This window comes from Brenneria goodwinii, assembly GCF_002291445.1.
Classification (GTDB): Bacteria; Pseudomonadota; Gammaproteobacteria; order Enterobacterales; family Enterobacteriaceae; genus Brenneria; species Brenneria goodwinii.
The window spans coordinates 1258525-1285064 of sequence record NZ_CP014137.1 but is presented as its reverse complement, the minus strand read 5'-3'; the positions used below and the strand labels follow the sequence as shown (position 1 = coordinate 1285064).

Here is a 26540-nt window from a genome sequence, read left to right as displayed (position 1 = left end):
CCGGCGCTTTTCTACAATCAAAACAGCTCAGTTTAGGATAGCTGCATCGCCCTGGCACGGATAGCGCGCAACATCGCTTCCAGTCCCTGTGAGCGAGACGGCGTCAGGTGTTGGCTCAATGCCAGTTCCTGAAAGAAAGGACGTACGTCCAGCGTCACGATTTCCTGCGCGGTCAATCCCTGATAGAGGCTGAACACCACGGCAATCAGCCCCTTCACAATGGCGGCGTCGCTGTCGCCATGCAATGTGACCAGTCCCCGCTCGTCACGCTGCATCACAATCCACACCTGGCTCTGACAGCCTGCGATCAAGTTTTCGGCCTGCCGCCAGGCGTCCGGCAGCGGCGCCAGACGGGCGCCCAACTCAATGATATAAAGGTATTTCTCTTCCCAATTATGACAGCGCGAAAAATTACGGACTAATTTCTGCGGTTCCGGCAGACTTGCCATTTTTTCCTCCCCAGGCAACAAAAATAACGCTTAGTTGCCCAGTAATCGATGGACACGTTGCAAACCGGCAACCAGCCGGTCAATTTCTTCGCGTGTAGTATAAACGGCCAGCGAGGCGCGGCACATACTGGAAACACGATAGTGTTCCATCAGCGGCATGGCGCAATGGTGGCCGGTGCGAATGGCAATGCCATACTGATCGAGGAAACTGCCGACATCATAGGCATGATGCTGCCCAAGGTTAAAAGCGATGACGCCATGCCGCTCCGCGGGGCCGTACAGCGTCAAATCGGGAACCTGCGACAACGCTTCCAGCGCATAGCTCATCAGCGATGTTTCATAACGCTGGATCGCTTCGCGCCCCAGTTCGCTAACGTAGCTCAGCGCCGCGCCCAGCCCCATGATCCCGGCGGTATTCGGCGAACCGGCTTCAAAGCGCCACGGCGCATCGGCGTAGGTGGTGCCGTTCAGCAGGCTCACTTCGCGGATCATCGCTCCGCCGCCTTCCCACGGCGGCATTGCCTGTAACAGCGCGCTTTTGCCATACAGGACGCCGATCCCTGAAGGACCATAGATCTTGTGACCGGAAAAGACATAAAAGTCACAGTCCAGCGCCTGCACATCAACCGGTTGATGCATAATCGCCTGAGCGCCGTCCACCAGAACGACGGCGCCGGCCGCTTTCGCCTGCGCGATAATCTCTTTAACCGGGTTCAGCGTGCCCAATACGTTTGAAATCTGGGTTACCGCCAACAGCCGGGTACGCTCATCCAGCAAGGCCGGGAGTTTGCTCAAATCCAGCGTACCGTCTGATGTCATAGGCAGCACGCGGATTTCAATGTCCCGCGCTTGCGCCAGCATCTGCCAGGGAACGATATTGGCATGATGCTCCATCTCGGTAATGATAAGATTATCGCCGGGCGCCAGGAAAGTCCGCCCATAGCTATTGGCGACCAGATTGATGGCTTCCGTCGAGCCGCGCACAAATACGATCTCTTCTGCCGACGCGGCGTTAATGAAAGCGGCGACCTGCTCGCGCACCGCTTCCATCGCGCTGGTGGCCTGCGCGCTCAGCGTATGAATGCCGCGATGTACGGCCGCATACTCGTGTTGGTAAAAAGCCAGCTCGCGATCGATCACCGCCTGCGGTTTTTGTGCGCTGGCGGCGCTGTCCAGGTAAGCCAGCGGCTGACCATTCACTTCTGTTGACAGCAGAGGAAAATCAGCCCGAACCCGTTCGATTGGATAACTCATAATTCAGCCTTCACTAAATCCGCCTGTGCGTTCGGCAAACGTTGCGCAATACGTTGCAATATCACGTCTCTTAACGACTCGTCGGCAATGGCTTCTGTTAATTCAGCGGCAAAAGCAAAGATGATCATCTGCTGCGCATCATGCTGACCGATGCCGCGCGAACGCAAATAGAACAGTTGCTCTTCGTCGATGCGGCCGATCGTGGCGCCATGACTGCACTTCACATCGTCGGCGTAAATTTCCAACTGCGGCTTGGTATCGACTTCGGCCAGCCGGCCTAACAACAGGTTATTGTTGGTCATCTGACCGTCGGTTTTCAACGCGTCGGGGGACACTTTTATCATGCCGTTAAACACGGCCTTAGCCCGATCGTTAACGATGGTTTTATGCAGTTGGCGGCTTTCGCCAAACCCCTGGTTATGTTCCAGATAGGTGCGGGTATCACAGACCTCGCTGCCGATCGGCATAATGAGACTGTTCATCACCAGGTTGGTGCCTTCGCCGTTGAGCTGGGCGCTGGTGTTATGCCGGGTCAAACCCGCGCCCAGCAAAAAGCTCTGGCTGCGAACCCGCGCATCACGCGCCAGCACCAGGTCATTATGAGCGAAGTGATAGCTGGCCGCCGCTTCAAATGCCAGTTTGATATGGCCGATCTGGCTGTTTTCACCCGCGTTAATCGTCAATCGCGCGCCGGTAAAATGCGCCTGTTCGTCCAGACTGACGTAATGTTCAATAATCTGCGCGCAGGCGCCGCGTTCAATATGCAAATGGTGGCGATGATGTACGGTATTCAGAGACGACGCCTGGGCCTGACCGCTGCTGATATGCAGCAGATACAGCGGTTTTTCCGCCTGCACGCCGGCAGCCAAACGAATCAGCGTGCGTTCGACGGCCAGGCTTTCCGTCAGGTGCAAAAACACCTCAGGCTGGATTGCCACCGGAAATTCATCGTGATTACGCGCGTTGATATCAACCTGGTACGGCCCCCATTCGGCATCGCTGAGTTCCGCGCTGAATTCGCCGTCAATAAACACCAGACGCCAGCTGTCGATCGGCAGCGCCAGCGCATTCAGCGTTGTTTTATCAACCTGCGCCCTGGCGGCGACGAACTCATGCGTCAGCAGACCATCCAGCGGCGTGTATTTCCAGTGCTCATGTTTGCGATGCGGCAACCCCAGACGCAGAACTTCCTGCCAGTGCCGATGCGCGTCCGCCGAACGCTTGGCGCTATAGGTTTCAAACAGGTTGTGCCATTGCTGTAAGGCTTTTTCCTGTTTCTGTTCAGCGCTGATTTTAGCGGCAGTCGCTTTATTGTTGGTCGGTAAGCCAGCCATAGCCTTGCTCCTCCAACTGTTTCACCAGCGAGAAGTCACCGGATTTAACGATGCGCCCCTGGTACAGAACGTGAACATAATCTGGCTTGATATAGTCCAGAATACGCTGGTAGTGCGTCACAATGATAAATGAGCGTTTCTGGTCGCGCAGCGAGTTAACGCCATTGGCGACGACTTTCAACGCATCGATATCGAGACCGGAATCGGTTTCATCCAGAATGCATAAATCCGGCTCAAGCGCCGCCATTTGCAGGATATCGTTACGCTTTTTCTCACCGCCGGAGAAGCCGACGTTCACCGAACGCGTCAACAAATCCGCCGGCATATTCAGCAGCTTGATTTTATCTTCGATAAAATCAGCAAAGTCAAAACGGTCCAGCGGCTCTAATTCCCGATATTTACGCACCGCATTAACCGCGGTTTGCAGGAAAAACTGGTTGCTGACGCCGGGAATCTCCACCGGATACTGAAACGCCATGAAGATGCCTTCCCCGGCGCGGTCTTCAGGATCCAACTCCAGCAAATCCTTGCCTTTAAAGCTCACCGAACCGTCGGTGACTTCATATTCTTCGCGTCCGGCCAGCGTGGCGGAGAGCGTACTTTTCCCTGAACCGTTCGGTCCCATGATGGCATGCACTTCACCTGGTTTAACCGTGAGGTTAAGTCCCTTAATGATCTCTTTGCCTTCTACGCTGACTTTCAAATTTTCAATACTTAACATGCTCTATCCTTCAGGCGTCATGCACCTTGTGACGCTCATCATTTTCGTGACCGATTAGAAACATCGGCAACCGACGAATTAACCCACACTATGTTCCAGGCTAATCGCCAGTAACTTTTGCGCCTCTACCGCAAATTCCAGCGGTAGCTCAGAGAACACATCCTTACAGAATCCGTTGACAATCATCGAGATCGCATCATCTTCGCTGATGCCGCGCTGTAAGCAGTAAAAGAGCTGATCTTCGCCGATCTTCGAGGTGGTCGCTTCATGCTCCAACTGGGCGGTATTGTTGCGTACTTCCACATAGGGGAAGGTATGCGCGCCGCAATTGCTGCCGATCAGCATGGAATCGCACTGGGTGAAATTACGGGCGTTGGTGGCGCTCGGCATAATTTTCACCAGTCCACGATAGGTGTTTTCACTGTGTCCGGCGGAAATCCCTTTGGAAATAATGGTCGAACGGGTGTTCTTACCGATATGGATCATCTTGGTCCCGGTATCCGCCTGTTGACGGCCATTGGTCAGCGCGACGGAGAAAAATTCGCCGACTGAATTGTCGCCGCGCAGGATCACGCTGGGATATTTCCAGGTGATGGCCGAACCGGTTTCTGACTGCGTCCACGACATTTTCGAATTTTCACCGGCGCACAACGCACGCTTGGTCACGAAGTTCAGGATCCCGCCTTCCGCTTCTTTCCCGGCGAACCAGTTCTGCACGGTGGAATATTTCACTTCTGCGTTTTTATTGACGATCACTTCCACCACCGCGGCGTGAAGCTGGTAGCTGTCGCGAACCGGAGCCGAACACCCTTCGATATAACTGACGTAGCTATCATCATCAGCAATCAGGATGGTGCGCTCGAACTGTCCGGTTTTCGCGGCGTTAATGCGGAAATAGGTCGACAGCTCCATCGGGCAGCGCACGCCTTTCGGCACATAAACAAAGGTGCCGTCGGAAGCGACCGCCGCATTCAATGCCGCAAAAAAGTTGTCATTCGACGGCACCACAGACCCGAGATACTGACGAACCAAATCAGGATGCTCCTGAATCGCCTCGCTGAACGAACAGAAAATAATGCCCTGCTCAGCCAGTTCATGCCGGTATGTAGTCGCCACGGAAACGGAGTCGAAAATCGCGTCCACCGCCACCGATTTGCCTTCGCGCACCGGTACGCCAAGCTGATTAAAGGCTTTTTCCACTTCGCTGGTCAGGTAATTATTTACCTCGGCAATGCCCGACTGCTGGGTTGCGCCCGGCTGGGAACCACAGCTATCGTCACACTGTCCACAGGATGGCGCGGAATAATAGCTATAATCCTGGTAGTTGAGACTCTCATACTTGGCCTTCAGCCAGTGAGGCTCTTCCATTTCCAGCCATGCCCGATAGGCGTTAAGGCGGAATTCCAGCATCCATTCCGGCTCGTTACGTTTCGCTGAAATCGCCCGGACAACCTCTTCGTTGATCCCATGGGCCAGCTGATCCGTCGCCAATTCAGTGAAGAAGCCTTCTTTATAGCTAACATCACCCATCCAGATCTGAACATCATCAGGTACTTCTACTGTGCTACGTGCCATAATTTTTCATCACTTAAATGCCAAAGCTCTCGCCACATCCGCAGGCATGCTGAGCTTTAGGATTATTAAACTTGAACACCTGATTCAGCCCTTCACGGACAAAATCGAGCTCGGTGCCATCAATGAAAGGCATCGCCTTTAACGGTACATAAAGGTTTGCGCCATCGCGTTCGAATAACAGGTCATCCGGCGCGCTCTCCCGCACCAAATCCAATACATAGCCAAATCCGGCGCAGCCGGATTGCTTCACACTTAGTCGTAAACCTTTTACTGCGGCATCCTGCTGCATTAAATTTTTTATTTGTTTTGCTGCACTGTCCGTTAGCGTCAAACCTTGCCAGACATTCTCATCAAGTGAAAACGTCGCTACATTTTCCGTCTGCATACGGTCTACCTCATTACGTGTGGTACCAGTTTCAGGCTGGTTTCCCCTAATGTTAGTGATAATGCGTCTGGCTTCAACCACTTGCTTCGCAGGGCTATTCTTAACATTTCATTATTAGTGACGGTTATAACCGTTATCCGCCGCTACTCCAGCCCTGAAATGGAAGCAAAATTAAAACCTAACCAATTGATAAATAATCATAAAGAACATGAACCGCAAACCATTGCCCGTACAAAAATTATCAATTCATTATCATTACTTTAACATACATAGAGAATACCTATTTATAAAACAGGGAAAGTAAATGAAGATTTAATCTCATCCCCGTCGAATTTTTGTGGCGCGCCACCCCATGTCAGTCTCTTTAAAACTTCTCCCGGAAGTTTTTTATGGCGTGCCGTCCCTGGCCGCCATCCTTACGGATCGTCGCTGACGCGACGTTAAAAACTTCTCCCGGAAGTTTTTTGTCGTCAAAGCCCATTTTCCCCATTGATCCCGGCTATTTTTATAAATATGATAATGATTATCATTAATGTTCAAGGCCGATACCCATGCTTTCCGTGAATGCCTGGCTGCAACATCAGATTGACGAATATAAATTTCAAATCCGGGATGCCACAGTAGATTTCTATATGGCGGAGGCTCGCCTAAATCGTCCAGAAAGCCATATTGACCATCTGAGGCGCTATTATAACGCTTGCATGGAAATGGTCGATTTATGTCTGAGAAACGGCGACGACGACAGTTATTTGCACGCGTTGATAAAACTGCATAATCGACTGATTAAAGAAATAAATAATGAGGCGCGCTGCCACCTTTTCCGGGTGCAGAGCTACTACTTTGCACGCAATACGCTCAAGTCCATCTGCCACCAGTTAAGCATGCAGGGACGGTGGGATAAAGCCACCGCATTCCAGACTGATTTCGTCAAACAAGTCCCTTTTCTGCCCTGACGCGTTGATGTCAGCGCACCATGCATCAATGAGATGGCGTCGGATACTGATGCGTTCATCTGGATAAAACAGATATTAAGTATAGCAGGCTATGGCGGCAAAATAGACCAGGCAACGGCCTGTTGCCCAGTCGATTTTGTGATGGCAGAACTAAGGGCTAATGACCGATGTCGTCAGCCGGGACGCGCAGCATAGCCGCTCGTTCGCATCGTAAATATTTATCTGCCACACCTGATGACGCCGCCCGATGTGCAGGGCGTGACACTCGCCCCGCACCTCGCCGTCAACGACGGCGCGCAGGTGGTTGGCATTGACTTCTATCCCTACTACCTGCTGTTCCGCTTCCGTGCATAGATAGCCGGCGACGGAACCGAGCGACTCGGCCAGAACGACGGAAGCGCCTCCGTGCAGAAAACCAAACGGCTGCCGGGTACGGGCATCCACCGGCATTACCGCTTCCAGACTGTCGTCCGTCAGTTTCGTAAACCGAATACCCAGATGCGCAATCATGCACCCCTGCGCCTGTTGGTTGAGTTGCTCAAGCGTCGCCTGTCGTTTCCACTGCATCAGATAATCTCCAGTAAAGCCTGTAGCGGATGACGCAGCGCGCGTCCTTCCATCCGTTTCACCTGACTGCGGCAGGAGTAGCCCGTGGTCAGACAGCGTTTTTGCGGTAACTTCTGCAACACCTGCTGCCAGGACAGAGCATAGATACCCTGGGAATTCGCCAGATTCTGACTTTCATGACCATAGGTTCCCGCCATGCCGCAACAGCCGACGCTGACATTTTCCAGCCTGGCGCCGAAACGGGAGAAGATATTCGCCCACTGCTGGCTGCTGGCCGGCAACTCGGTGGCTTCGGTGCAATGCCCCAGCAAATACCAGGATTCGCCCGTGGCAGCCTGCGGCGTCTCTTTCGCCGGCAGCGTCGTCAGCCACTCGTGGACCAGTAGCACCTTAAAGTCGCCCCGCTTATCCCCCAGAATTTCACGATATTCGTCGCGATAGCACAGCACCAGCGCCGGATCGACCCCCACCATCGGCATCCCCAGCGTCGCCACGCGATTGAGGAAGTCAGCGGTTTTTGCGGCCGTCTTGGCGAAGCTGTTCAGGAATCCTTTAATGTGCTGCGCTTTACCATTCGGAGAAAATGGCAGCAGTACCGGTTTCAGCCCCAACTTTTCCACCAGATGAACAAAATCGGTGACCACTTGCGCGTCGTAATAGCTGGTAAAGGGATCCTGCACGATTAATACATAAGAGCGGCGTTCCTGTTCAGACAGTTTTTCCAACTGTTCCAGCGTGGTTTGACAGGCGCTATGGCCGGCAAGCTGCTGACGCAGCGACGGCGACGAAAGCAGCGGCAGATCGACCATGCCGATCTGCCGGCGGCTCAGTTCGTTCACCCACGGCATTTTCAAAAAGAAGTTAAATGTTTTAGGACTGCGCGCCATCAGCGGCGCATAGCTTTCCACCCCCGCGACCAGATAATCCCTCACCGGGCGTAAATAGCGAGTGTGATACAGCTGTAAAAAGCGCGAGCGGAAACTGGGAACGTCGATTTTAATCGGACATTGCGTAGAACAGGCTTTACAGGCCAGGCAGCCCGACATGGATGCCTTTACTTCGTGGGAGAAGTCATATTCTCCCTGACGCGCATGCCAGGTATTGCCGACTTTTTGGATAAACGTCCGCAGGCTGAGTTTTTGCTGCGGTAATTTTTTCTCCAACTCCAGCGGATCGACGCCCTGTTCCGCCAGCAAACGCAGCCATTCACGAACCAGCGACGCCCGCCCTTTCGGCGAATGAATACGATTGCCGGTAATTTTCATCGAAGGACACATCGGGCTGCGGGTATCAAAATTGAAACATAGCCCATTGCCGTTACAATCCAGCGCGCCGCGAAAAGAGGTACGCACCGCCAGCGGGATGGTGCGATCGTAGGTTCCGCGCTTAACCGTATCCACTTTCATCATCGGGACATCAACACCCAGCGGGGGACAGATTTTCCCCGGATTAAGGCGATTCCCCGGATCGAACGCGGCCTTGATGCGACGTAACTCGGTATAGAGCTCGGGGCCGAAAAACTCAGGACTATACTCGGCGCGGAAGCCTTTGCCGTGCTCTCCCCACAGCAGGCCGCCGTATTTGGCCGTTAACGCGACGATATTATCGGAGAGCTGCTTCATCAGCATTTCCTGCTGAGGGTCGCACATATCCAGCGCCGGGCGCACGTGCAGAACGCCCGCGTCCACATGACCGAACATGCCGTACGTCAGGTTGTGGCTATCCAGTAATTCACGGAATTCGGCAATGTAGTCCGCCAGATGCTGCGGCGGTACGCAGGTATCTTCGGCAAACGGGATCGGTTTCGCCAAGCCTTTGCTGTTTCCCAGCAAACCCACGGCTTTCTTACGCATACCGTAAATACGTTCAATTCCGACCAGATCGTTACAGACCTGATAACCGATCACGCCCGTTTTCCCTTCGCTCATCAGGGTATCCAGCCGCTCGCACAACGTATTTATCTGCTCGTTGATCAACGCTTCATCATTGCCGGCGAACTCAACAATGTTCAGCCCCAACATATCCCGATCGGGCACATCGGTAATCAGTTCGCTGACGGAGTGCCAGACAATATCCTCACGCGCCAGATTCAACACCTTGGAATCCACGGTTTCCACCGACAACGCCTGGGCTTCCACCATGAAGGGCGCATTACGCAGGGCCGAATCAAACGAGTCGTACTTGACATTGACCAACCGTCTGACTTTCGGCAACGGTGTGATATCAAGTTTGGCTTCGGTAATAAACGCCAGCGTCCCTTCCGCGCCGGTGAGAATACGCGTCAGATCGAAGGTTTGCAGATCGTCGCTGAAAACATGGCGTAAGTCGTATCCGGTCAAAAACCGGTTCAGTTTAGGAAACTTGTCGAGGATAAGCTGGCGTTGCTCGCGGCAGCGGTGCAGCACCGCCTGATAAATCCGGCCAACCGCGGATGCCTCCTGCGCCAACTGCTCCGCCAATGCGACGGGCATGGCCTGCGTATCCAGCATTTCGCCGCCGATCAGCAAAGCCCGCAAACCCAGTACGTGATCGGAGGTTTTACCATACACCAGCGACCCCTGCCCTGATGCATCCGTATTAATCATGCCGCCCAGCGTAGCGCGGTTACTGGTGGACAATTCCGGGGCGAAAAAATATCCGAAGGGTTTGAGATACTGGTTTAGCTGGTCTTTTATTACACCGGCCTCGACTCTGACCCATCCCTGCTCCAGATTGATTTCCAGAATACGGTTCATATAGCGGGACATATCAACCACAATGCCCCGGTTCAGTGCCTGACCATTAGTGCCGGTGCCGCCGCCTCGGGGCGTGAATGTCAGGTCAAGAAAGCGTTCCTGTGCGGCCAGACGCGATAAAATCGCGACATCGGCGGTGGAACGGGGGAATACAACGGCATCCGGTAACAATTGATAGATACTATTATCTGTCGCCATCGTCAGACGATCGGCGTAGTTTGTCGCGGTATCGCCAGTAAAACCATTTTTTTTCAATGCTTCCAAAAAATCGAGCACCGGCTGAACGAGGCCGGGTGACTGAGAGATCTGTGGGATCATTATTTTTTGACCCTGTCTATACAAGAAGTGTTTGCCAATATGACGTTAGGTGTCTGTGAATGAAACGATTTATTATTTATCCAACCATCAGACTTATCACGTTTTATCACATTTCCCACAGCTATGCCGCTGGTTCGATAAAAAACACACTGCGTGTTGGTTTTCGCTGTCCGCGCCAACAATATGTTCGACAGACTGTCAAAAACCACATAAATATCTCATGATAAATCATCGCCGTTTCATCGCCTTGCCAAAGCGGCGCTGCTTTCAGACTTAACAGAGGTACTATTCATTGACAAAAATAATTTCACAACAGCATTTCGACTTGGTCAGAACATTATTCAGTCTGCTGTTTATTACTATCATGATCATCGCCTGTTTTTGGGTAGTTCAGCCTTTTATCCTGGGATTTGCCTGGGCGAGCATGGTGGTGATCGCAACCTGGCCATTATTAATCAAATTTCAGGATCTGCTATGGGGCCGTCGTTCTCTTGCCGTTGTCGTCATGACGTTACTGCTGATCCTGCTGTTCGTCATGCCGATTGCCATACTGGTCAGCAGCGCCATCGATAATAGTTCGGCGTTAATGGGTTGGGCAGCCAGTCAGGAAAATTTCTCCCCGCCCCAGTTGGAGTGGCTGACGTCTATTCCGGTGGTCGGAGACAAATTATTCAGTAGTTGGCAAACCCTGCTGCAAAGCGGCGGCAGCGGTCTGTTTGCCAAAGCCCAGCCTTATGTGGGGAAAACCGCAACCTGGCTGGTGGCTCAGGCGGCGCACGTTGGCCGTTTTCTGATGCACTGCGCCTTGATGCTGTTATTCAGCGCCCTGCTTTATTACAAGGGAGAAGCCGTCGCCAAAGCGGTGCGCCACTTTGCTATCCGTCTCGGCCATGAGCGCGGCGATACCGCGGTCATTCTGGCGGCGCAGTCCATCCGGGCGGTGGCGCTGGGCGTGGTGGTAACCGCCATTGTTCAATCGCTGTTGGGCGGTATCGGACTGTTCATCGCCGGCATCCCCTATACCACGTTATTAACGGTGCTGATGTTTCTGTGCTGTCTGGTGCAGTTGGGGCCGCTCCCTATCCTGGTCCCCGCGATTATCTGGTTGTACTGGAGTGGGGATACCACCTGGGGAACGGTGCTGCTGATCTTAAGTTGCGTGGTCGGCACGATTGATAATTTTATCCGCCCGATTTTGATCCGCTTAGGCGCCGATTTGCCGCTGCTGTTGATCCTGTGCGGGGTTATCGGCGGTTTACTGGCCTTCGGCATGATCGGCCTGTTTATTGGGCCGGTGGTGCTTGCGGTCTCTTATCGCCTGATTTTTGCATGGATGGACGAGATTCCTGAGCCGCAGGGAATCATTAATGTGCCGCTTGATGCCGATGCCGACAAGGATTAGATGACGTCAAACAAAATCACTGCCGCGGAGAAGTATTCCCGGCGGTGATTAATAAATAATTTTAATGTTTACCTTCATATTTGAGGGAATAATCCTAAAAAATCGGCCTGTTTTGCCTTTTCAGTTCAGTTTTACTGAAATTTTTGCGATCTCCGCCAAGAAATCCTTAAAAAACAATTAACTATTAGGATGATTCCTAATGACTGAGCACGGTAGAATCCCTAGGATTGATTACGGAGCTAGGTTTAACCTTCTGTTAGTCAACAAGGTTTCCTCCTCGTCAGAGTTAGTAACGAATTGCTGTGTGTAGTCTTTGCCCATCCCCTGAGATGGGCTTTTTTTTAGACTGGGTTGCTAGCCGTCCCCTCCAGCCCGCCGCAGGCGGCATTAAAATATCTCCGAAAGATTTTTATCTCATTGTCCTTACATATAAAGTTTCATCACCATAAATTGCGGTCGGCCATGTTTTTGTAAATCTTCTATTTGTATTTCACGCGCTTTGCTTTATACCTTTCCTCTTTCAAATCGCTTGCTTTATTCTCAGGAGTTTTTCATGGCTAATCTCGCCAAGGGATTACTACTCGGTTTCTTGTTCAGCCTGCTTGCCGGGTGTGATAACGCGCCCCATACCGATCTGCGTCCACTGTTGACCATCGAGGGAAAAACGATGGGAACGTTTTATAGCGTTAAAATCAGCGGGGAACAGAAAGAGAGCAAGGAACAGCTTCAACAGGAGATTGACGCCTTGCTGGAGCAGGCCAATAACGAGATTTCCACCTATCGTAACGATTCGACGCTGTCGAAATTCAATCAATATCGCGGCAACGCGCCGCAGCCCATCAGCAACGGTATGGCGGATATCATATTGGCGGCGCAGCGTATCGGCCGGGCAACCGACGGCGCCATGGATATTACCGTAGGACCGCTGGTCAACCTGTGGGGATTCGGACCGCAAAAGCAGCCGACGCAAATTCCCAGCCAGCAACAGATTGATGAAGCCCGGCAGAAAATCGGGCTCAATCACCTGAAATTACTGAGTGACGAACAGGGAGAATGGATCCAAAAAGATTTGCCCGATCTGTATGTCGACCTGTCAACATTGGGCGAAGGCTATGGCGCCGATCTCCTGGCGCAACTGATGGCCCGCAAAGGCATCACCAACTATCTGGTTTCCGTCGGCGGCGCCATATCCAGCCGGGGCGTCAATGCCGAAGGAGTGCCGTGGCGAGTGGCGATCCAGAAACCGACCGACCAGGAAAACGCCATGCAGGCGGCGGTCAATCTGCAGGGATACGCCATCAGCACATCCGGCAGCTACCGCAATTACTTTGAGCAAAACGGTCAACGTTACTCTCATGTGATCGATCCCGCGACCGGGAAACCCATCACGCATCAGTTGGTTTCGGTGACCGTTATCGCGCCGACCGCCCTGGAGGCCGACGGCTGGGATACCGGGTTAATGGTGCTGGGCGGCGAAAAAGCCTTAAAGCTAGCCGAACAGCAAGGGTTGGCCGTTTATCTGATCACTAAAACCGATAAAGGTTTTCATACGGAAATGACGCCTCAGTTCCAGTCATTCCTGATTGCGCAGTGAATGCCGCAGACCAACGAAAACGCCCGATGGCATTATTGCTACCGGGCGTCAGAACGTTGACAAAGTCACCTTGGTAATACCGAATCCAAATCCCTCATTCCTGCGTAGGCAGGAACCTTCCTGATACCAATGAATGACCTGAAAAGAAGATCCCCGTCTGCGCGCTGAAGGCTCCCCATAAATCGGAATATGTCATATCGAAGAATATTTCGTGCGCGAAAAGAAAGGCTTTTTCATGCCACGTCGTAGCACGCGCCCGACGCAGGGTGGTTCAAACGCCACCACCCTCCGGACCCGGGCTTGTGGCTGAAATCACGCCGCTGACGCGGTTCCTTCGGCGGCCGTCCCCTTTTCCGAACCGCCAGTGACGCGTTCCCTACGCGGCACTGGCTTGAGCAGCATCCATGCTGCTCATTCGCGGGGTCATTCACCTCAGCGTAATTTCTTACGCCGTGAGACGAACGATTTAAGTACTGAATATATGTTTAATATCAGCATGTTAAATGTAAAATATTAACAAGGTATTTTTGTGGGGATTCCTCAGCGCCTGCGCGGGGATGACGATGGAAGCGGGAGGTGCGGCGGTAACCTGACGCCCGATAGCGTCAGGCAAGATACCGTCACGTTCAGCGACTACTGGTGTTCGGCCAGATTCAGCCAGGTTTGCACCACGGTATCCGGGTTGAGCGACAGACTGTCAATCCCCTGCTCCATCAGCCAGAGCGCGAAATCTTCATGGTCCGACGGCCCCTGACCACAGATCCCCACGTATTTCCCCTGTTTCTTCGCCGCTTTGATCGCCATTGACAGCAATGCTTTGACCGCGTCATTACGCTCGTCAAACAGCTCGGAAACGACGCCGGAATCCCGATCCAGCCCTAACGCCAACTGCGTCATATCGTTCGAACCGATGGAGAAACCGTCAAAGTGCGCCAGAAATTCTTCCGCCAGCAAGGCGTTAGACGGGATCTCGCACATCATGATGATTTTCAGCCCATCCTCGCCGCGGCGTAAACCCTGCCGGGCCAGTTCGTCGATCACCGCTTCCGCCTGCGCAACGGTACGCACAAACGGGATCATGATCTCGACGTTCTTCAGCCCCATGTCATTGCGCACACGCTTAACCGCCTCGCATTCCAGCGCAAAGCACGCTTTGAAATCAGGAGAAACGTAACGTCCGGCGCCACGGAAGCCCAGCATCGGGTTCTCTTCGTCCGGTTCGTAACGCTCGCCGCCCACCAGGTTGGCGTACTCGTTGGATTTAAAATCGGATAACCGCACGATCACCCGCTTCGGTGAAAACGCCGCGCCCAGGGTGGCGATACCTTCCGTCAAACGAGCGACATAAAACTCGACCGGGTCGTCGTACCCGTGCATCAATGCTTTAATTTCACGCTGCAACTCCGGTGTTTGCCGATCGAATTCCAGCAGCGCGCGGGGGTGAACGCCGATCATGCGATTGATAATAAACTCCAGACGAGCCAGCCCCACGCCTTCGTTCGGCAGACAGGCGAAATCAAAGGCGCGATCGGGATTACCGACGTTCATCATGATCTTCAGCGGCAAATCCGGCATTTCATCGATTTGCGAGCTTTTCACGGTGAAATCCAGCAGATTCTGGTAGACGTAGCCGGTATCGCCTTCCGCACACGACACGGTCACTTCCTGTCCGTTATGCAGACGCTCCGTGGCGTCGCCGCAGCCCACCACCGCCGGAATCCCCAGTTCACGGGCGATAATCGCCGCATGACAGGTACGCCCGCCGCGGTTCGTTACGATGGCTGACGCCTTTTTCATGATCGGTTCCCAGTCAGGATCGGTCATATCCGTCACCAGCACATCACCCGCATTAATCAGGTGCATTTCACTGATATCCTGAATCACTTTCACCGAGCCGGCCCCGATGCGATGGCCGATAGCGCGGCCTTCCACCAGCACCTCGCCACCGGACGGCAGATGATAACGCTCCATCACCTGACCATTGGAACGAACGGTTTCCGGGCGCGCCTGAACGATATACAGCTTGCCGCTGTGACCGTCCTTCGCCCACTCGATATCCATCGGCCGGCCGTAGTGCTTCTCTATCAGCAGCGCCTGCCGGGCCAGCGCCTGTACTTCATCGTCGGTCAGGCTAAAGCGCGTGCGCTGCTGTTCCGGAACATCTTCAATCTGAACCTGCTTGCCATGCTCCTGGCTGGCCGCGTACACCATGCGGATTTTTTTTGATCCCATATTGCGGCGGACAATCGCCGGTTTGTTGTTGCGCAAGGTGGGCTTATGCACATAGAACTCATCCGGGTTAACCGCCCCCTGCACCACCATTTCACCCAATCCATACGCCGAGGTAATGAACACCACCTGATCAAAACCGGATTCCGTGTCAATGGTAAACATCACGCCGGACGCGGCCAGATCGGAACGCACCATGCGTTGAACGCCCGCCGACAATGCGACGCCGCGGTGGTCATACCCCTGATGGACGCGATAGGAGATGGCGCGATCGTTGAACAGCGAAGCAAATACGTGCTTCACGGCAACCATCACCGCGTCTATGCCTTGAACATTCAGGAAGGTTTCCTGTTGCCCGGCGAACGAGGCATCCGGCATATCTTCGGCGGTGGCGGAAGAGCGTACGGCAAAAGAGGCATCTTTTTCCCCTTCGGCCAGTTGTTGATACGCATCACTAATCGCCTGCTCAAGCGCGGGCTGGAACGGCGTATCAATAATCCACTGACGAATTTGCGTTCCTGCTTTCGCCAGTTGGTTTACATCGTCAATGTCAGTGTGATCCAATAAATCATAGATACGCTGATTAATACCGCTTTGATTAAGAAAATCATTAAACGCCTGTGCCGTGGTCGCAAAACCGTTAGGCACTGATACGCCCAATTCTGACAGGTTGGTGATCATTTCACCCAGAGAGGCATTTTTGCCGCCCACCCGGTCAACATCGTGCATACCAAGCTGGTTATACCAGAGGACATTCCGTAAATCAGAGCCGTTATTGGACATCGAAAAAATCCTTTCTGCATACAAGTAGGGTATGAAAACATTCAGTTGAGAATTTGTCTCAACGTAATCAGCGTAGCATAGCGATTGATAAAGTATTGAAAGGTGAATCGATCAACCTATGAAAAAAAACTGATTTCACAGAGCAAAATCGACAAATGCGGTAAAAATAAATTATTGTGCAAGATCACTATCGTTATCATGACGATAATGAAATCGTGTTTTAATAAAAGTATTCGTTAAAATCAATTTTTAGCGAAGTTGACCTGTTTTTTTATTAAAAAACAACAAGGGGTTGATGTGGAAAGAAGCGTATTTTATGTCTCCGATGGGACGGCAATCACGGCTGAAGTGCTCGGCCACGCGGTGTTGTCGCAATTTCCGGTGAGTACCGTAAGCTATACCTTGCCTTTTGTTGAAAATGAAGCGCGGGCCAAGGCCGTTTGCGAACAAATCAATACCTTGTATCAGCAAAGCGGTCTGCGTCCATTGGTGTTTTATTCCATCGTCACGCCCACCGTGCGCGATATTATCACCAACAGCGAGGGATTTTGTCAGGATATCGTGCAAGCGTTGGTGGCGCCGTTACAGGAAGAACTCAATATTCCCCCGACCCCGATCGCCAATCGTACCCATGGCCTGACCGCCAGCAACCTGGGCAAATATGACGCGCGCATTGCCGCCATCGACTATACGCTGGCGCATGACGACGGTATCTCGCTGCGTAATCTTGATCAGGCGCAGGTTATCCTGCTCGGCGTATCACGTTGCGGCAAAACCCCCACCAGCCTCTATCTGGCGATGCAGTTCGGTATCCGCGCCGCCAATTATCCCTTCATTGCCGACGACATGGATAACCTGCGTCTGCCCGATGCGCTAAAACCTTTTCAGCATAAGCTGTTCGGGCTGACCATTGATGCAGAACGGCTGGCCGCTATCCGCGAAGAACGCCGGGGAAATAGCCGCTATGCTTCCCTGCGCCAGTGCCGCATGGAGCTAAGCGAAGTTGAAGCGCTGTTTCGCAAACATCAGATCAAATACATCAATACCACCAACTATTCCGTTGAGGAAATTTCCGCCAAGGTCATTGATATTCTCGGCATGAGTCGTCGCATGTACTAGCCAGTGTTCCGCTATCAGAACACCATGCTGACCAGCAGAATAAATATCAGACCACAGATCGATAATAGCGTGGACATTAACGTCCAGGACAATAAGGTTTCTTTGGTTGTCAGGCCAAAGAAGTCCTTTATCATCCAGAAACTCGCATCATTAACGTGGGAACAGATGCATGAGCCCGCTCCGGTAGCCAGAGTAATTAGCGCCAGGTTGGTGTTCGGATGTGCGGCCAATAACGGAATGACCAGGCCCGCGGTCGATATCGCCGCCACAGTCGCGGAACCCAGACAAATTCGTAAAAACGCCGCGACGCCCCATGCCATCAGGATTGGGTTAATATCCATCCCGGAAACCAACAACGAAATGTAATTACCCACCCCGGAATCAATCAATACCTGTTTAAACGCGCCACCGCCGCCGATAATCAGCAACAGACCGGCAATTCCCGCGATCGCCTTGCCACAGGAGTTCATTAATTCCGTAATTGTTTTCCCTCTGCCGACACCCATCGTATAGATGGCAAACAACAGTGAAATCAGCATCGCGATGGTCGAATTCCCGAAGAACAGCACCACGGAATACAACATGCCGGGATCGCCGGCGTCTTTCGGACGGGCCATTTCGATGATAGTCACCAGCGCCATCAGGATCACCGGCAACATGGCGGTTAAGAAACTGATGCCAAAACCTGGCATTTCGTTTTCGGTAAAACTCTTTGCCGCACCGAGCGAAGCGATATTTCCCTCTTTTTTAAATGCGTCCGGGATCAAACGTCGGCATACTTTGTTAAGAAACGGGCCGCAGAGAATAAAGGTGGGAATGCCTATCACGATCCCGTAGATCAGTACAACCCCGACATCCGCGCCATATTCTCTGGCGATGACGGTTGGTCCCGGGTGGGGAGGAAGAAAACCATGAGCCACCAGCAGCCCCGCCAGCATCGGTACGCACATGTACATCGGGGAAATTTTCGCTTCTCTGGCAATCGCGAACAAAATAGGCACCAGCAGGATCAGACCGACTTCGAAAAAAAGTGCAATCCCCACGATAAATGCCGAGCAAACCACTGCCCAGTCCAGTTTTTTCACACCGAAATACTTCAGCATGGTGAGCGCGATACGCTGTGCGCCGCCAGCGTCCGACAATAAACGCCCCAGCATCACGCCAAAGCCGAATATCAGGCCGATATGACCCAGCGTGCCTCCCAGCCCGGATTCGACCGAAACGACAACCTTATTCAGTTCCATGCCGCTGGCGATGGCGACGCCGATTGAGACAATAATTAATGAAACAAAAGTATTTAGTTTTATTTTTATGGTTAAAAGCAGGAGTACAGCAATACCTACCACAACTATTAATAGTGGCATAACGACCTCTCATTAATCAGGAAAAGATGTTCTTATGTATTTATTTATGAAATACTCATTCCAAGTTTACTATTAATAATCTCTTCAGGACTTATTAATATATTCCCCCAGTGCATCGCTTATTTTATTTACGTCATATATACACCCTTTCCATGTACCGCCGCTTACCGACTGAAGCATTGCCCAGAGTCGAGTATCATCCGGTAATTCGGGGTCGGGCATTAAATCAGGGTGACTACATCTGGTATGCAAAAGAGCGGTTGCTTCTTCTTTTGACAGTGGATTTTCATCATTGACTGTCCCCAGAAAATTAACTTCCCCATGGAGTTTTTTACAATCAATTTTTATTTCAACAATATCTCCAGTGCGTAATTTTCCGATTGCGCCACCTGCCAATGCTTCCGGACCGACATGACCAATACAGGCGCCGGTGGAAACACCGGAGAACCGGGCATCGGTAATCAATGATACTTGCTTGCCATAGGACAAATGTTTCAACGCGCTGGTTACTTGATAGGTTTCCTCCATTCCCGTGCCGGACGGCCCGACGCCGATAATCACCAGAATATCGCCCGCTTTAATTTTCTCGTGTTTGATGTCATAAATAGCGGTTTTTTCCGAAAGATAAACCTTCACCGGGGCTTTATGATAATAAATGCCTTGTTCATCAATAACCGAGGGATCGATTGCGGTGGATTTAATAACAGATCCTTCCGGCGCAATATTCCCCACCGGGAATGTAATGGTTGACGTCAACCCGCGTTTCAGAGCCTGTTGCGGCGACATGATCACGTCTTCCGCTTCGACCTGTTCCTGTTTGAGCAGTAAATCTTTAAATACCCGACGCCGCTCAGACTGTTCCCACCAGTCCAGATTTTCATTCAGACTATTGCCGGTGACGGTCATGACATCTTCATGCAGAAGCCCCAATTGGCGCAGATGCAGCATAACTTCCGGCACGCCTCCCGCCATAAAGGCTCTGACGGTCGGATGATAAACCGGTCCGTTCGGCAGTACGCTGACCAGCCGGGGTACTTGTTGATTAATCCGGATCCAGTCATCCACGGTCGGGATATGGCAACCCGCCTGATGCGCAATCGCCGCAATATGCAGCAGGAGATTGGTGGAGCCGCCAAACGCCGCATGAATCATCATGGCATTCTCAATCGCTTTATCGGTGAGAATATCCTTGGTGGTGATGCCCTTTTTGTTCAACAGCAGCGCTGCCCGCGCCGATGCTCTGGCTATCTCGATCCAGACCGGCTCGCCGGAAGGCGCCAACGCGGAATGGGGGATCGCCAGTCCCAGTCCCTCGGCGACAACCTGCGATGTTCCCGCCGTTCCGAGGAACTGACATCCGCCCCCCGAGGACGCGCAGGCCTGACATCCCGCGCGGCGGGCGTTTTGCAGCGATAACTCGCCATTGGCGAAACGAGTGCCGATGGTCTGTACCTTGCCGTTATCCTCCCCGTCCAACGCCGGCAAAGTGGCGCCGCCGGGGATTAACACCGTTGCTTTGTCATGCTGTGACGCCAGCGCCATCATGGTAGCGGGAAGCCCTTTGTCGCAGGTCGCCACGCCAATCACCGCTTTTGCCCCCGGCAGTGAGCGAATCAGGCGACGCATCACCATTGAGGCATCGTTGCGATAGGGAAGCGAGTCGAACATCCCGGTCGTCCCCTGAGTGCGTCCGTCGCAGGGATCGGAGACGTAGACCGCATAAGGCAGCGCGTTATGCGTTTTAATGATGTCCGCCGCCGCTTTCATCTGAATATCCAGCTCGTAATGGCCCTGGTGAAGCGCCAACGCGGCAGGTTTACCCTCAGGCCCGCGAAGCCCGCCCAACGTGCTGAGCAGCAGAACGCCGTCGCGGTTAAGTTCGTCAGGCGCCCAGCCCATTCCGGCATTCATCGTCATGCCGAAAATATCGCCGCTGGGGCGATTTATCAACATATCCGGTGTCAGCGGCAGTTCGCCTTGAGGGCCGGAAGCGTGAGTCCTGATCTGGTAAATATCCCGGTTATCGTTATTAAAAATATCGAGAACAGACATGGTATCCCCTTATGATTTTAAAATTCCCTGCGAGGCCAATAATGCGCGCACTTTTTCTTTCGCCTCATCGGAAGCTTCCATAATCGGCGGCAGACAATAGGTGTTCACCGGTAGCCCCACACATTGCATCGCAAATTTGATGAGAGACACAAACGGCGTTTCCAGAGAATAAATAGATGGAAGTTGCAGTAATTTTTTATTCAGCATCGTCGCCGTAGCGAGATCGCCGGCCTGATACGCATCAAAAATTTCCACGGATAATTCAGGTGCGAAATTCGCGCTTGCGGTAATGGCGCCATCGCCGCCCAGTAAAAGCGTATTGAGTAAATGATCGTCGTAACCGCAAAATACGGAAAACTCAGGGCGCACGGCTTTGACCGTGTTAATTATGGCCCGAAGATGACCGACGCTGTCGATAGTATCTTTGATGCCGACGATATTCTCATTTTGCAACACCAGACGTTTCACCACTTCGGGCGTTAAATCCTGACCGGTAAGCCCCGGAAAGTTATAAATAATGACGGGCAGGCTGACGCTGCTTGCAATCTGGCGATAATATTCATCCAGATTGCGGGAGGCGACTTTCCAGTAATAGGGGTTAATAGCGACGACTCCGTCCGCGCCGCAGGCTTCGGCATGTTTCGCCAGTTGCACGGCCTCGGCGGTGGAAGGCGATCCGATGCCGATCAAGACCGGAACCCGGCCGCCGACCGCGTCAATCGCCACCTCGGCAAGAGCCATTCGCTGACCGGCGTTCATCTGGCTGAATTCCCCCCCCGTTCCCAGGTAAAACAGTCCGTTGACGCCTTTTTCGATAAGAAAATCAGCAACCTGTTTTAAGGCGACTTCGTCAATATTCCCGTTGCTATCAAAGGTAGTGGATACCGGTGGGATAATTCCATTAAACTTTTTCATTTATATCAGTTTCCTTTTCTAAAATATTCAAATGTATTCCTGTAACCCAGCCCGTATGATATTTGTTCCGCGCATTGACGGAGCAATTCAAGATAATCATCGGTTTTATTTCCTGAAAAAATTACCGGATTTCCCGACAATGAAATTGCATAGTTAACCCGGTTATACATATTGAAAATCGGCATACTCAGGCACACCGCGCCATAAGTTGATTCTTCATTATCTATAGCCCAACCTCTCAGGCGTGTTTTCTGTAACTCTCCCCTGAATAATTTTTTATCTGTCAGCGTATTTTGAGTATGTTTTTTCAGTATTAGCGCATCTAAAAAATAATCCATTTCCTCCTGAGTTTTCCAGGCCAGCAACGCTTTACCGAGCGCCGTAATATGCAACTCCAGTTTTTTCCCTATCCAGCTTTTCCTGGTCGGTACCGAATCAGGGCTTTCAACCTTATCAAGGTAAATGGCATAATAGTTTTCCATTGCTCCCAAATGGCAGACCAAACCGCTTTTAAGCGAAAGTTCTTGCATAGGACGTTTTGTTACTTCAAATATATTCTTCCTGTGCAAAGCCTGACAGCCAAGTTCATAGTTCTTTATTCCGAGAGAATACTGCCCGCGTTCATTTTTAATTAAAAAACCGCACTCTACCATGACATTCAATAAATTAAGCAGGCTGCTTTTAGGGTACTGAAATTCTTTTATCAGCTCCATAAAACTTGCCGCACCGACATAAGCAATATATGTCAGAATTTTTTCAGCTCTGACCACTGAATTACATCCTTTGCCACTCATAACGGCCCCCGTTTTCCGTTATTAAAAAGTCTACCCGCCCAGGAAGTCGAATAATATATCTAGTTCAGCATGCTGAACTAAGTTAGGGGGACGATATGTGATCCACTATTCCTTTTTATCAATTAGTGGTGGGGAAGACTGAAAACAAGCCGACTTCCCTCTTCGCGACGTGGAATTCGCCAGGAATCGACACAACCTCATCCGCCGTTGTCGCTCTAGGTTTCATTTCCAATGGATTAAGAAAATTTCACTTGATGTAACTTTTTTGTTACATGAAAATGATTCTCATTAATTTCTGGCTATGCTGTGATGAAAACAAAGAATAAGGAAGCGACAATGCAGACTTCAATCTACCAACAATATCTACAGGCTAAAATCGCGCATCCGCGTAAATATGCCCGCGATCTGGCAGAGCTGCTCGGTATCAGCGAAGCTGAATTAACTCACGCGCGCGTCGGACATGATGCCACGCGTCTGCGGGGCGACGCCAAATCCTGGCTGACCGCCCTGGAGCAGGTTGGTAATACCAAGTCGATCACGCGCAATGACTATGCCGTTCATGAGCACGTCGGCTATTACCGCAACCAACAATTGGATGGCCACGCCGGCCTGATTCTTAATCCGCGCGAGCTGGACTTACGGTTATTCCTGCATCAGTGGGCGTCCGCTTTTTCGCTGGTGGAAACCACGCCGCGCGGCGAACGTCAAAGCATTCAGTTTTTTGACCATCAGGGCGACGCCATTCTGAAGGTTTATGCGACCGACGCCACCGAGTTGCCGGCCTGGCGGCAGTTCGTCGAACAGTTCGCCGGCAATGAAAATCCGGCGCTGGCCATCCGCCCGTCCACGACCGACGTGGACGCCGCTTCTGCGGTGGAACACAATCCGGAACTTGAAGCCGACTGGCGCGCAATGACCGATATTCATCAATTTTTCATCCTGCTGAAGCGTTACAACCTTACCCGTCAGCAGGCTTTCCGTGCCGTTAGCGATGATCTGGCCTATCAGGTTGATAACTCGGCGTTGGCGCAAATGCTGTTCGCCGCCCAAGACGCGCAAAATGAAATTATGGTATTTGTCGGCAACCGCGGCTGCGTGCAGATTTTTACCGGCAAAATCGAACGCGTGGAACGGATGGAGCAGCTCGCCGAATGGATTAACGTTTTTAATCATGACTTTACGTTGCATCTGATTGAAAACGCCATTGCCGAAAGCTGGGTAACGCGTAAACCGACCGCCGATGGCATTGTCACCAGCCTGGAACTGTACGCTGCAGACGGCACGCAAATTGCGCAGTTGTTCGGACAACGTACCGAAGGCACGCCGGAACAGCAGCAATGGCGTGAACAAATTAGCGCACTGAAACCGCTTAAGGAGCTTGCCGCATGAAAAACTGGCTATTCCCGTTGTTAATGGCGCTGCCGCTATGCGCATCGGCCGCCGAACGCATTGTCTCCATCGGCGGCGACGTAACTGAAATCATCTATGCGCTGGGCGCAGAAAAAGATCTGGTCGCCAGGGACAGCACCAGCCTGCATCCCGATGCCGCCACCAAACTCCCCGATGTTGGCTACATGCGCCAACTGAATACCGAAGGTATTCTGGCGATGAGGCCCTCTCTGGTGATCGCCAGCGAACTATCGCAGCCTTCACTGGTGTTGCAACAGGTGGCGGACAGCGGCGCCAAAGTCATCAATATTCCGGCCAAACCCGTGCCGGAAACCGTCCCGCAGAAAATCAGCGTGATTGCCCAGGCGCTGGATAAAGAAGCGGAAGGCAAGAAGCTGGCTGAGACTTATCAGCAGCAGTTGGCCAGCGTCGCCGGTACGCCGCTGCCGGTGAAAGCGCTTTTCATTCTTAGTCACGGCGGTATGACCGCGATGGCCGCCGGGAAAAATACGCCTGCGGATACCATCATCCGTAACGTTGGTTTAACCAACGCCATGCAGGCCATTGAGCGCTATCAGCCGCTATCGCAGGAAGGCGTGGTGGCCAGCGCGCCGGATCTGATTCTGATCTCCACTCAGGGATTAAAAAGCCTGGGCGGCGAAGAGCAAATATGGAAATTACCGGGCCTGGCGCTAACGCCGGCGGGGAAAAATCATCGTTTGCTGGTTGTTGATGACATGGCGATGCTCGGCTTTACGCTGGAGACGCCGGCCCTGATGGCGACCATCCGTCAGGCGGCAGAACAGATAAAATGATGCAGCGGCTTCATCCTTGTTATTTACTGGCCGCTCTGCTGCTGTTTCTGTTGGTGCTGATGCTGTGTGCGGCGAATCTCGGCGCACTCGCCTTATCGTTCAAAACGCTGTGGCTGACGCCATTGAGCGATCCTCTGTGGCACGTCTGGTTGAATATTCGCCTTCCCCGCGTGCTGCTGGCCGTATTGGTCGGCAGCGCGCTGGCCTGTTCCGGCGCCATTATGCAGGGATTGTTCCGGAACCCGCTGGCCGATCCCGGACTGTTGGGGATCAGCAGCGGCGCCGCGCTCTGTGTGGCACTGACGATTGTTCTGCCCCTCGGCCTTCCGCCGCTGTTGTCGCTCTACAGCCCGATGCTGGCGGCTTTTGTCGGCAGCCTGGCGATTACCGCGGTGATTTTCATTCTAAGCCGGTCCGAACAGGGCGGGCTGACGCGGCTATTGTTGGCCGGTATTGCGCTTAATGCCCTGTGTATCGCCAGCGTCGGCGTATTAACCTACATCAGCAACGATCAGCAACTGCGCCAGTTCTCACTGTGGGGAATGGGGAGTTTAGGTCAGGCGCAGTGGCCGATGCTGTTGGTCGCCGCTACGCTGGTGCTTCCGGCGATGGTGGTTACCCTGTATCAAACCCACCGCTTAAACTTGCTGCAACTGGGCGATGAAGAAGCGCACTATCTGGGCGTTAACGTCAAGCGCACCAAGCATATGCTCTTGCTGTTAAGCTCGTTGTTGGTGGGCGTCGCCGTTGCGGTCAGCGGCGTGATCGGCTTTATCGGGCTAATTATTCCCCACCTCATTCGCATGCATCTTGGCGCCGATCACCGCTGGCTGATTCCCGGTTCCATCCTGGGCGGCGCCTGTCTGTTGCTGATTGCCGATACCCTGGCGCGCACGGTCATGTCCCCGGCGGAGATACCTGTCGGGCTGTTCACCAGCCTGATTGGCGGCCCTTATTTCTTATGGTTAATCGTGCAACATAAAGGACGCGGCAATGAATAACGCCGTTCTGGATAACGCGCTGGTAGCCCGAAACCTGAGTTTCCAGGCTGGCGGACGCTACCTGACCGAAAATATTTCACTGGAGGTAAACTGTGGTGAGATCGTGGCCATTATCGGCCCCAATGGCGCGGGTAAATCAACCCTGCTGCGCTTATTGACCGGTTATTTGACGCCGCATCAAGGCGAATGTTTATTGGCCGGTAAGCCGTTTTCCCAGTGGACGCCGACCGCACTGGCTAAAACCCGCGCGGTGATGCGCCAGCACAGCGGGCTGGCTTTCGCCTTCAGCGTACAGGACGTTGTCGCCATGGGCCGTTCCCCGTATGGGCGCGACCCGGCAAATAGCGACATCATACGCCGGGTAATGGAGCAAACCGGCTGCCTGAATCTGGCGCATCGGGATTACCGTTATCTCTCCGGCGGCGAACAGCAGCGTGTGCAACTGGCCCGCGTGCTGGCCCAGCTTTGGCACCCGCAGCCGACGCCGGGATGGCTGTTTCTCGACGAGCCCACTTCGGCGTTGGATCTCTATCATCAGCAGCATCTGCTGCGGCTGTTGAAACAGTTGACGCAGCGGCAACCGTTGGCGGTTTGCTGCGTATTGCACGATCTCAATCTGGCCGCCCTGTATGCCGACAGAATTTTACTGCTGCACGAAGGAAAACTGGTGGCGCAGGGCGCGCCGGAGCAGGTCTTGCAGGAGGATCTGCTTACCCGCTGGTATCAGGCCGATCTGAACGTCAGCCCGCATCCCGAATACCCGATCCCGCAGGTCTACCTACGCCGGTAGGC

21 protein-coding genes and 1 other RNA gene are annotated in these 26540 nt (G+C 52.8%); 9 read left to right on the top strand and 13 right to left on the bottom strand.

Annotated elements, in window-relative coordinates; genetic code table 11:
- Positions 1 to 32 precede the first annotated feature (32 nt).
- The 6 genes from sufE to sufA all read right to left on the bottom strand — a co-directional run bounded on the left by sufE (position 33) and on the right by sufA (position 5718).
- Positions 33 to 449, bottom strand: coding sequence for a cysteine desulfuration protein SufE (sufE, locus tag ACN28R_RS05880; protein ID WP_048638585.1), 417 nt, complete (start codon positions 447 to 449; stop codon positions 33 to 35).
- Positions 450 to 479: 30 nt separating this feature from the next.
- A complete protein-coding gene (gene sufS, locus ACN28R_RS05875) occupies positions 480 to 1703 on the bottom strand; it encodes a cysteine desulfurase SufS (RefSeq protein WP_095833877.1) in 1224 nt (407 codons plus the stop codon).
- Positions 1700 to 3037: a Fe-S cluster assembly protein SufD gene (sufD, locus tag ACN28R_RS05870; RefSeq protein WP_095833876.1), complete on the bottom strand. Its 1338-nt coding sequence runs from the start codon at positions 3035 to 3037 to the stop codon at positions 1700 to 1702. The genes sufS and sufD overlap by 4 nt, the downstream gene beginning before the upstream one ends.
- Positions 3012 to 3758 (bottom strand): Fe-S cluster assembly ATPase SufC, encoded by a 747-nt coding sequence (gene sufC / locus ACN28R_RS05865; RefSeq protein ID WP_048638582.1) that lies wholly within the window; start codon positions 3756 to 3758, stop codon positions 3012 to 3014. Before sufC ends, sufD begins: the two co-directional genes overlap by 26 nt.
- 78 nt (positions 3759 to 3836) lie before the next feature.
- Positions 3837 to 5333, bottom strand: a complete 1497-nt coding sequence (sufB, locus tag ACN28R_RS05860; RefSeq protein ID WP_048638581.1) for a Fe-S cluster assembly protein SufB — start codon at positions 5331 to 5333, stop codon at positions 3837 to 3839.
- A gap of 13 nt (positions 5334 to 5346) precedes the next feature.
- Positions 5347 to 5718, bottom strand: a complete 372-nt coding sequence (gene sufA, locus ACN28R_RS05855; RefSeq protein WP_048638580.1) for a Fe-S cluster assembly scaffold SufA — start codon at positions 5716 to 5718, stop codon at positions 5347 to 5349.
- A gap of 551 nt (positions 5719 to 6269) precedes the next feature.
- Here sufA and ACN28R_RS05850 point away from each other — a divergent pair.
- A complete protein-coding gene (locus ACN28R_RS05850; protein ID WP_048638579.1) occupies positions 6270 to 6671 on the top strand; it encodes a hypothetical protein in 402 nt (133 codons plus the stop codon).
- A 150-nt stretch (positions 6672 to 6821) separates the two neighbouring features.
- Here ACN28R_RS05850 and ACN28R_RS05845 read toward each other — a convergent pair whose 3' ends face one another.
- Both ACN28R_RS05845 and ydiJ read right to left on the bottom strand, forming a co-directional pair.
- Positions 6822 to 7238: a hotdog fold thioesterase gene (locus tag ACN28R_RS05845; RefSeq protein ID WP_048638578.1), complete on the bottom strand. Its 417-nt coding sequence runs from the start codon at positions 7236 to 7238 to the stop codon at positions 6822 to 6824.
- The gene (gene ydiJ / locus ACN28R_RS05840) at positions 7238 to 10291 is read right to left on the bottom strand and encodes a D-2-hydroxyglutarate dehydrogenase YdiJ (protein WP_095833875.1); all 3054 of its coding nucleotides are present in this window, start codon (positions 10289 to 10291) and stop codon (positions 7238 to 7240) included. The genes ACN28R_RS05845 and ydiJ overlap by 1 nt, the downstream gene beginning before the upstream one ends.
- A 292-nt stretch (positions 10292 to 10583) precedes the next feature.
- Between ydiJ and ydiK the strand changes: the two genes are divergently transcribed.
- The 3 genes from ydiK to apbE all read left to right on the top strand — a co-directional run bounded on the left by ydiK (position 10584) and on the right by apbE (position 13287).
- Positions 10584 to 11693, top strand: coding sequence for an AI-2E family transporter YdiK (gene ydiK, locus ACN28R_RS05835; protein ID WP_048638576.1), 1110 nt, complete (start codon positions 10584 to 10586; stop codon positions 11691 to 11693).
- 233 nt (positions 11694 to 11926) lie between these two features.
- An RNA gene (gene rprA, locus ACN28R_RS05830) (antisense sRNA RprA) lies at positions 11927 to 12038 on the top strand.
- 208 nt (positions 12039 to 12246) lie between these two features.
- On the top strand, positions 12247 to 13287 hold the full coding sequence (gene apbE, locus ACN28R_RS05825; protein ID WP_095833874.1) for an FAD:protein FMN transferase ApbE: 1041 nt from the start codon (positions 12247 to 12249) through the stop codon (positions 13285 to 13287).
- Between the two features lie 633 nt (positions 13288 to 13920).
- On the opposite strand, the gene ppsA is transcribed toward apbE, so the two are convergent.
- Positions 13921 to 16299 (bottom strand): phosphoenolpyruvate synthase, encoded by a 2379-nt coding sequence (gene ppsA / locus ACN28R_RS05820; protein WP_048638574.1) that lies wholly within the window; start codon positions 16297 to 16299, stop codon positions 13921 to 13923.
- Positions 16300 to 16596: 297 nt separating this feature from the next.
- Between ppsA and ppsR the strand changes: the two genes are divergently transcribed.
- Positions 16597 to 17418 carry a posphoenolpyruvate synthetase regulatory kinase/phosphorylase PpsR gene (gene ppsR / locus ACN28R_RS05815; protein ID WP_048638573.1) on the top strand — a complete coding sequence of 274 codons (822 nt, stop codon included), beginning with the start codon at positions 16597 to 16599 and terminating at the stop codon, positions 17416 to 17418.
- Between the two features lie 14 nt (positions 17419 to 17432).
- On the opposite strand, the gene ACN28R_RS05810 is transcribed toward ppsR, so the two are convergent.
- The 4 genes from ACN28R_RS05810 to ACN28R_RS05795 form a co-directional block, all read right to left on the bottom strand.
- Positions 17433 to 18782, bottom strand: a complete 1350-nt coding sequence (locus ACN28R_RS05810) for a GntP family permease (RefSeq protein WP_095833873.1) — start codon at positions 18780 to 18782, stop codon at positions 17433 to 17435.
- Positions 18783 to 18866: 84 nt separating this feature from the next.
- On the bottom strand, positions 18867 to 20834 hold the full coding sequence (locus tag ACN28R_RS05805) for a YjhG/YagF family D-xylonate dehydratase (protein WP_095833872.1): 1968 nt from the start codon (positions 20832 to 20834) through the stop codon (positions 18867 to 18869).
- Between the two features lie 9 nt (positions 20835 to 20843).
- Complete coding sequence (locus ACN28R_RS05800) at positions 20844 to 21749, bottom strand: dihydrodipicolinate synthase family protein (RefSeq protein WP_095833871.1); 906 nt, start codon at positions 21747 to 21749, stop codon at positions 20844 to 20846.
- Between the two features lie 5 nt (positions 21750 to 21754).
- Positions 21755 to 22543, bottom strand: a complete 789-nt coding sequence (locus tag ACN28R_RS05795; protein ID WP_095833870.1) for an IclR family transcriptional regulator — start codon at positions 22541 to 22543, stop codon at positions 21755 to 21757.
- Between the two features lie 336 nt (positions 22544 to 22879).
- On the opposite strand from ACN28R_RS05795, the gene ACN28R_RS05790 reads away from it, so the two are divergent.
- The 4 genes from ACN28R_RS05790 to ACN28R_RS05775 are packed head-to-tail and all read left to right on the top strand — an operon-like array spanning position 22880 to position 26538.
- A complete protein-coding gene (locus tag ACN28R_RS05790) occupies positions 22880 to 23932 on the top strand; it encodes a hemin-degrading factor (protein ID WP_095833869.1) in 1053 nt (350 codons plus the stop codon).
- Positions 23929 to 24747, top strand: coding sequence for a heme/hemin ABC transporter substrate-binding protein (locus ACN28R_RS05785; RefSeq protein WP_095833868.1), 819 nt, complete (start codon positions 23929 to 23931; stop codon positions 24745 to 24747). Before ACN28R_RS05790 ends, ACN28R_RS05785 begins: the two co-directional genes overlap by 4 nt.
- A complete protein-coding gene (locus ACN28R_RS05780) occupies positions 24744 to 25748 on the top strand; it encodes a FecCD family ABC transporter permease (protein ID WP_095833867.1) in 1005 nt (334 codons plus the stop codon). The genes ACN28R_RS05785 and ACN28R_RS05780 overlap by 4 nt, the downstream gene beginning before the upstream one ends.
- Positions 25741 to 26538, top strand: a complete 798-nt coding sequence (locus ACN28R_RS05775) for a heme ABC transporter ATP-binding protein (protein ID WP_095833866.1) — start codon at positions 25741 to 25743, stop codon at positions 26536 to 26538. Before ACN28R_RS05780 ends, ACN28R_RS05775 begins: the two co-directional genes overlap by 8 nt.
- Positions 26539 to 26540 lie beyond the last annotated feature (2 nt).

Coding starts and splice junctions, on each gene's coding strand:
- sufD (WP_095833876.1), bottom strand. CDS start 3,037: ATGGCTGGCTTACCGACCAACAATAAAGCGACTGCCGCTAAAATCAGC.
- ACN28R_RS05845 (WP_048638578.1), bottom strand. CDS start 7,238: ATGCAGTGGAAACGACAGGCGACGCTTGAGCAACTCAACCAACAGGCG.
- apbE (WP_095833874.1), top strand. CDS start 12,247: ATGGCTAATCTCGCCAAGGGATTACTACTCGGTTTCTTGTTCAGCCTG.
- ACN28R_RS05785 (WP_095833868.1), top strand. CDS start 23,929: ATGAAAAACTGGCTATTCCCGTTGTTAATGGCGCTGCCGCTATGCGCA.
- sufC (WP_048638582.1), bottom strand. CDS start 3,758: ATGTTAAGTATTGAAAATTTGAAAGTCAGCGTAGAAGGCAAAGAGATC.
- ydiJ (WP_095833875.1), bottom strand. CDS start 10,291: ATGATCCCACAGATCTCTCAGTCACCCGGCCTCGTTCAGCCGGTGCTC.
- ACN28R_RS05790 (WP_095833869.1), top strand. CDS start 22,880: ATGCAGACTTCAATCTACCAACAATATCTACAGGCTAAAATCGCGCAT.
- ACN28R_RS05805 (WP_095833872.1), bottom strand. CDS start 20,834: ATGTCTGTTCTCGATATTTTTAATAACGATAACCGGGATATTTACCAG.
- ACN28R_RS05850 (WP_048638579.1), top strand. CDS start 6,270: ATGCTTTCCGTGAATGCCTGGCTGCAACATCAGATTGACGAATATAAA.
- ACN28R_RS05810 (WP_095833873.1), bottom strand. CDS start 18,782: ATGCCACTATTAATAGTTGTGGTAGGTATTGCTGTACTCCTGCTTTTA.
- ACN28R_RS05775 (WP_095833866.1), top strand. CDS start 25,741: ATGAATAACGCCGTTCTGGATAACGCGCTGGTAGCCCGAAACCTGAGT.
- ppsA (WP_048638574.1), bottom strand. CDS start 16,299: ATGTCCAATAACGGCTCTGATTTACGGAATGTCCTCTGGTATAACCAG.
- sufS (WP_095833877.1), bottom strand. CDS start 1,703: ATGAGTTATCCAATCGAACGGGTTCGGGCTGATTTTCCTCTGCTGTCA.
- ACN28R_RS05795 (WP_095833870.1), bottom strand. CDS start 22,543: ATGAGTGGCAAAGGATGTAATTCAGTGGTCAGAGCTGAAAAAATTCTG.
- sufE (WP_048638585.1), bottom strand. CDS start 449: ATGGCAAGTCTGCCGGAACCGCAGAAATTAGTCCGTAATTTTTCGCGC.
- sufB (WP_048638581.1), bottom strand. CDS start 5,333: ATGGCACGTAGCACAGTAGAAGTACCTGATGATGTTCAGATCTGGATG.
- ACN28R_RS05800 (WP_095833871.1), bottom strand. CDS start 21,749: ATGAAAAAGTTTAATGGAATTATCCCACCGGTATCCACTACCTTTGAT.
- sufA (WP_048638580.1), bottom strand. CDS start 5,718: ATGCAGACGGAAAATGTAGCGACGTTTTCACTTGATGAGAATGTCTGG.
- ACN28R_RS05780 (WP_095833867.1), top strand. CDS start 24,744: ATGATGCAGCGGCTTCATCCTTGTTATTTACTGGCCGCTCTGCTGCTG.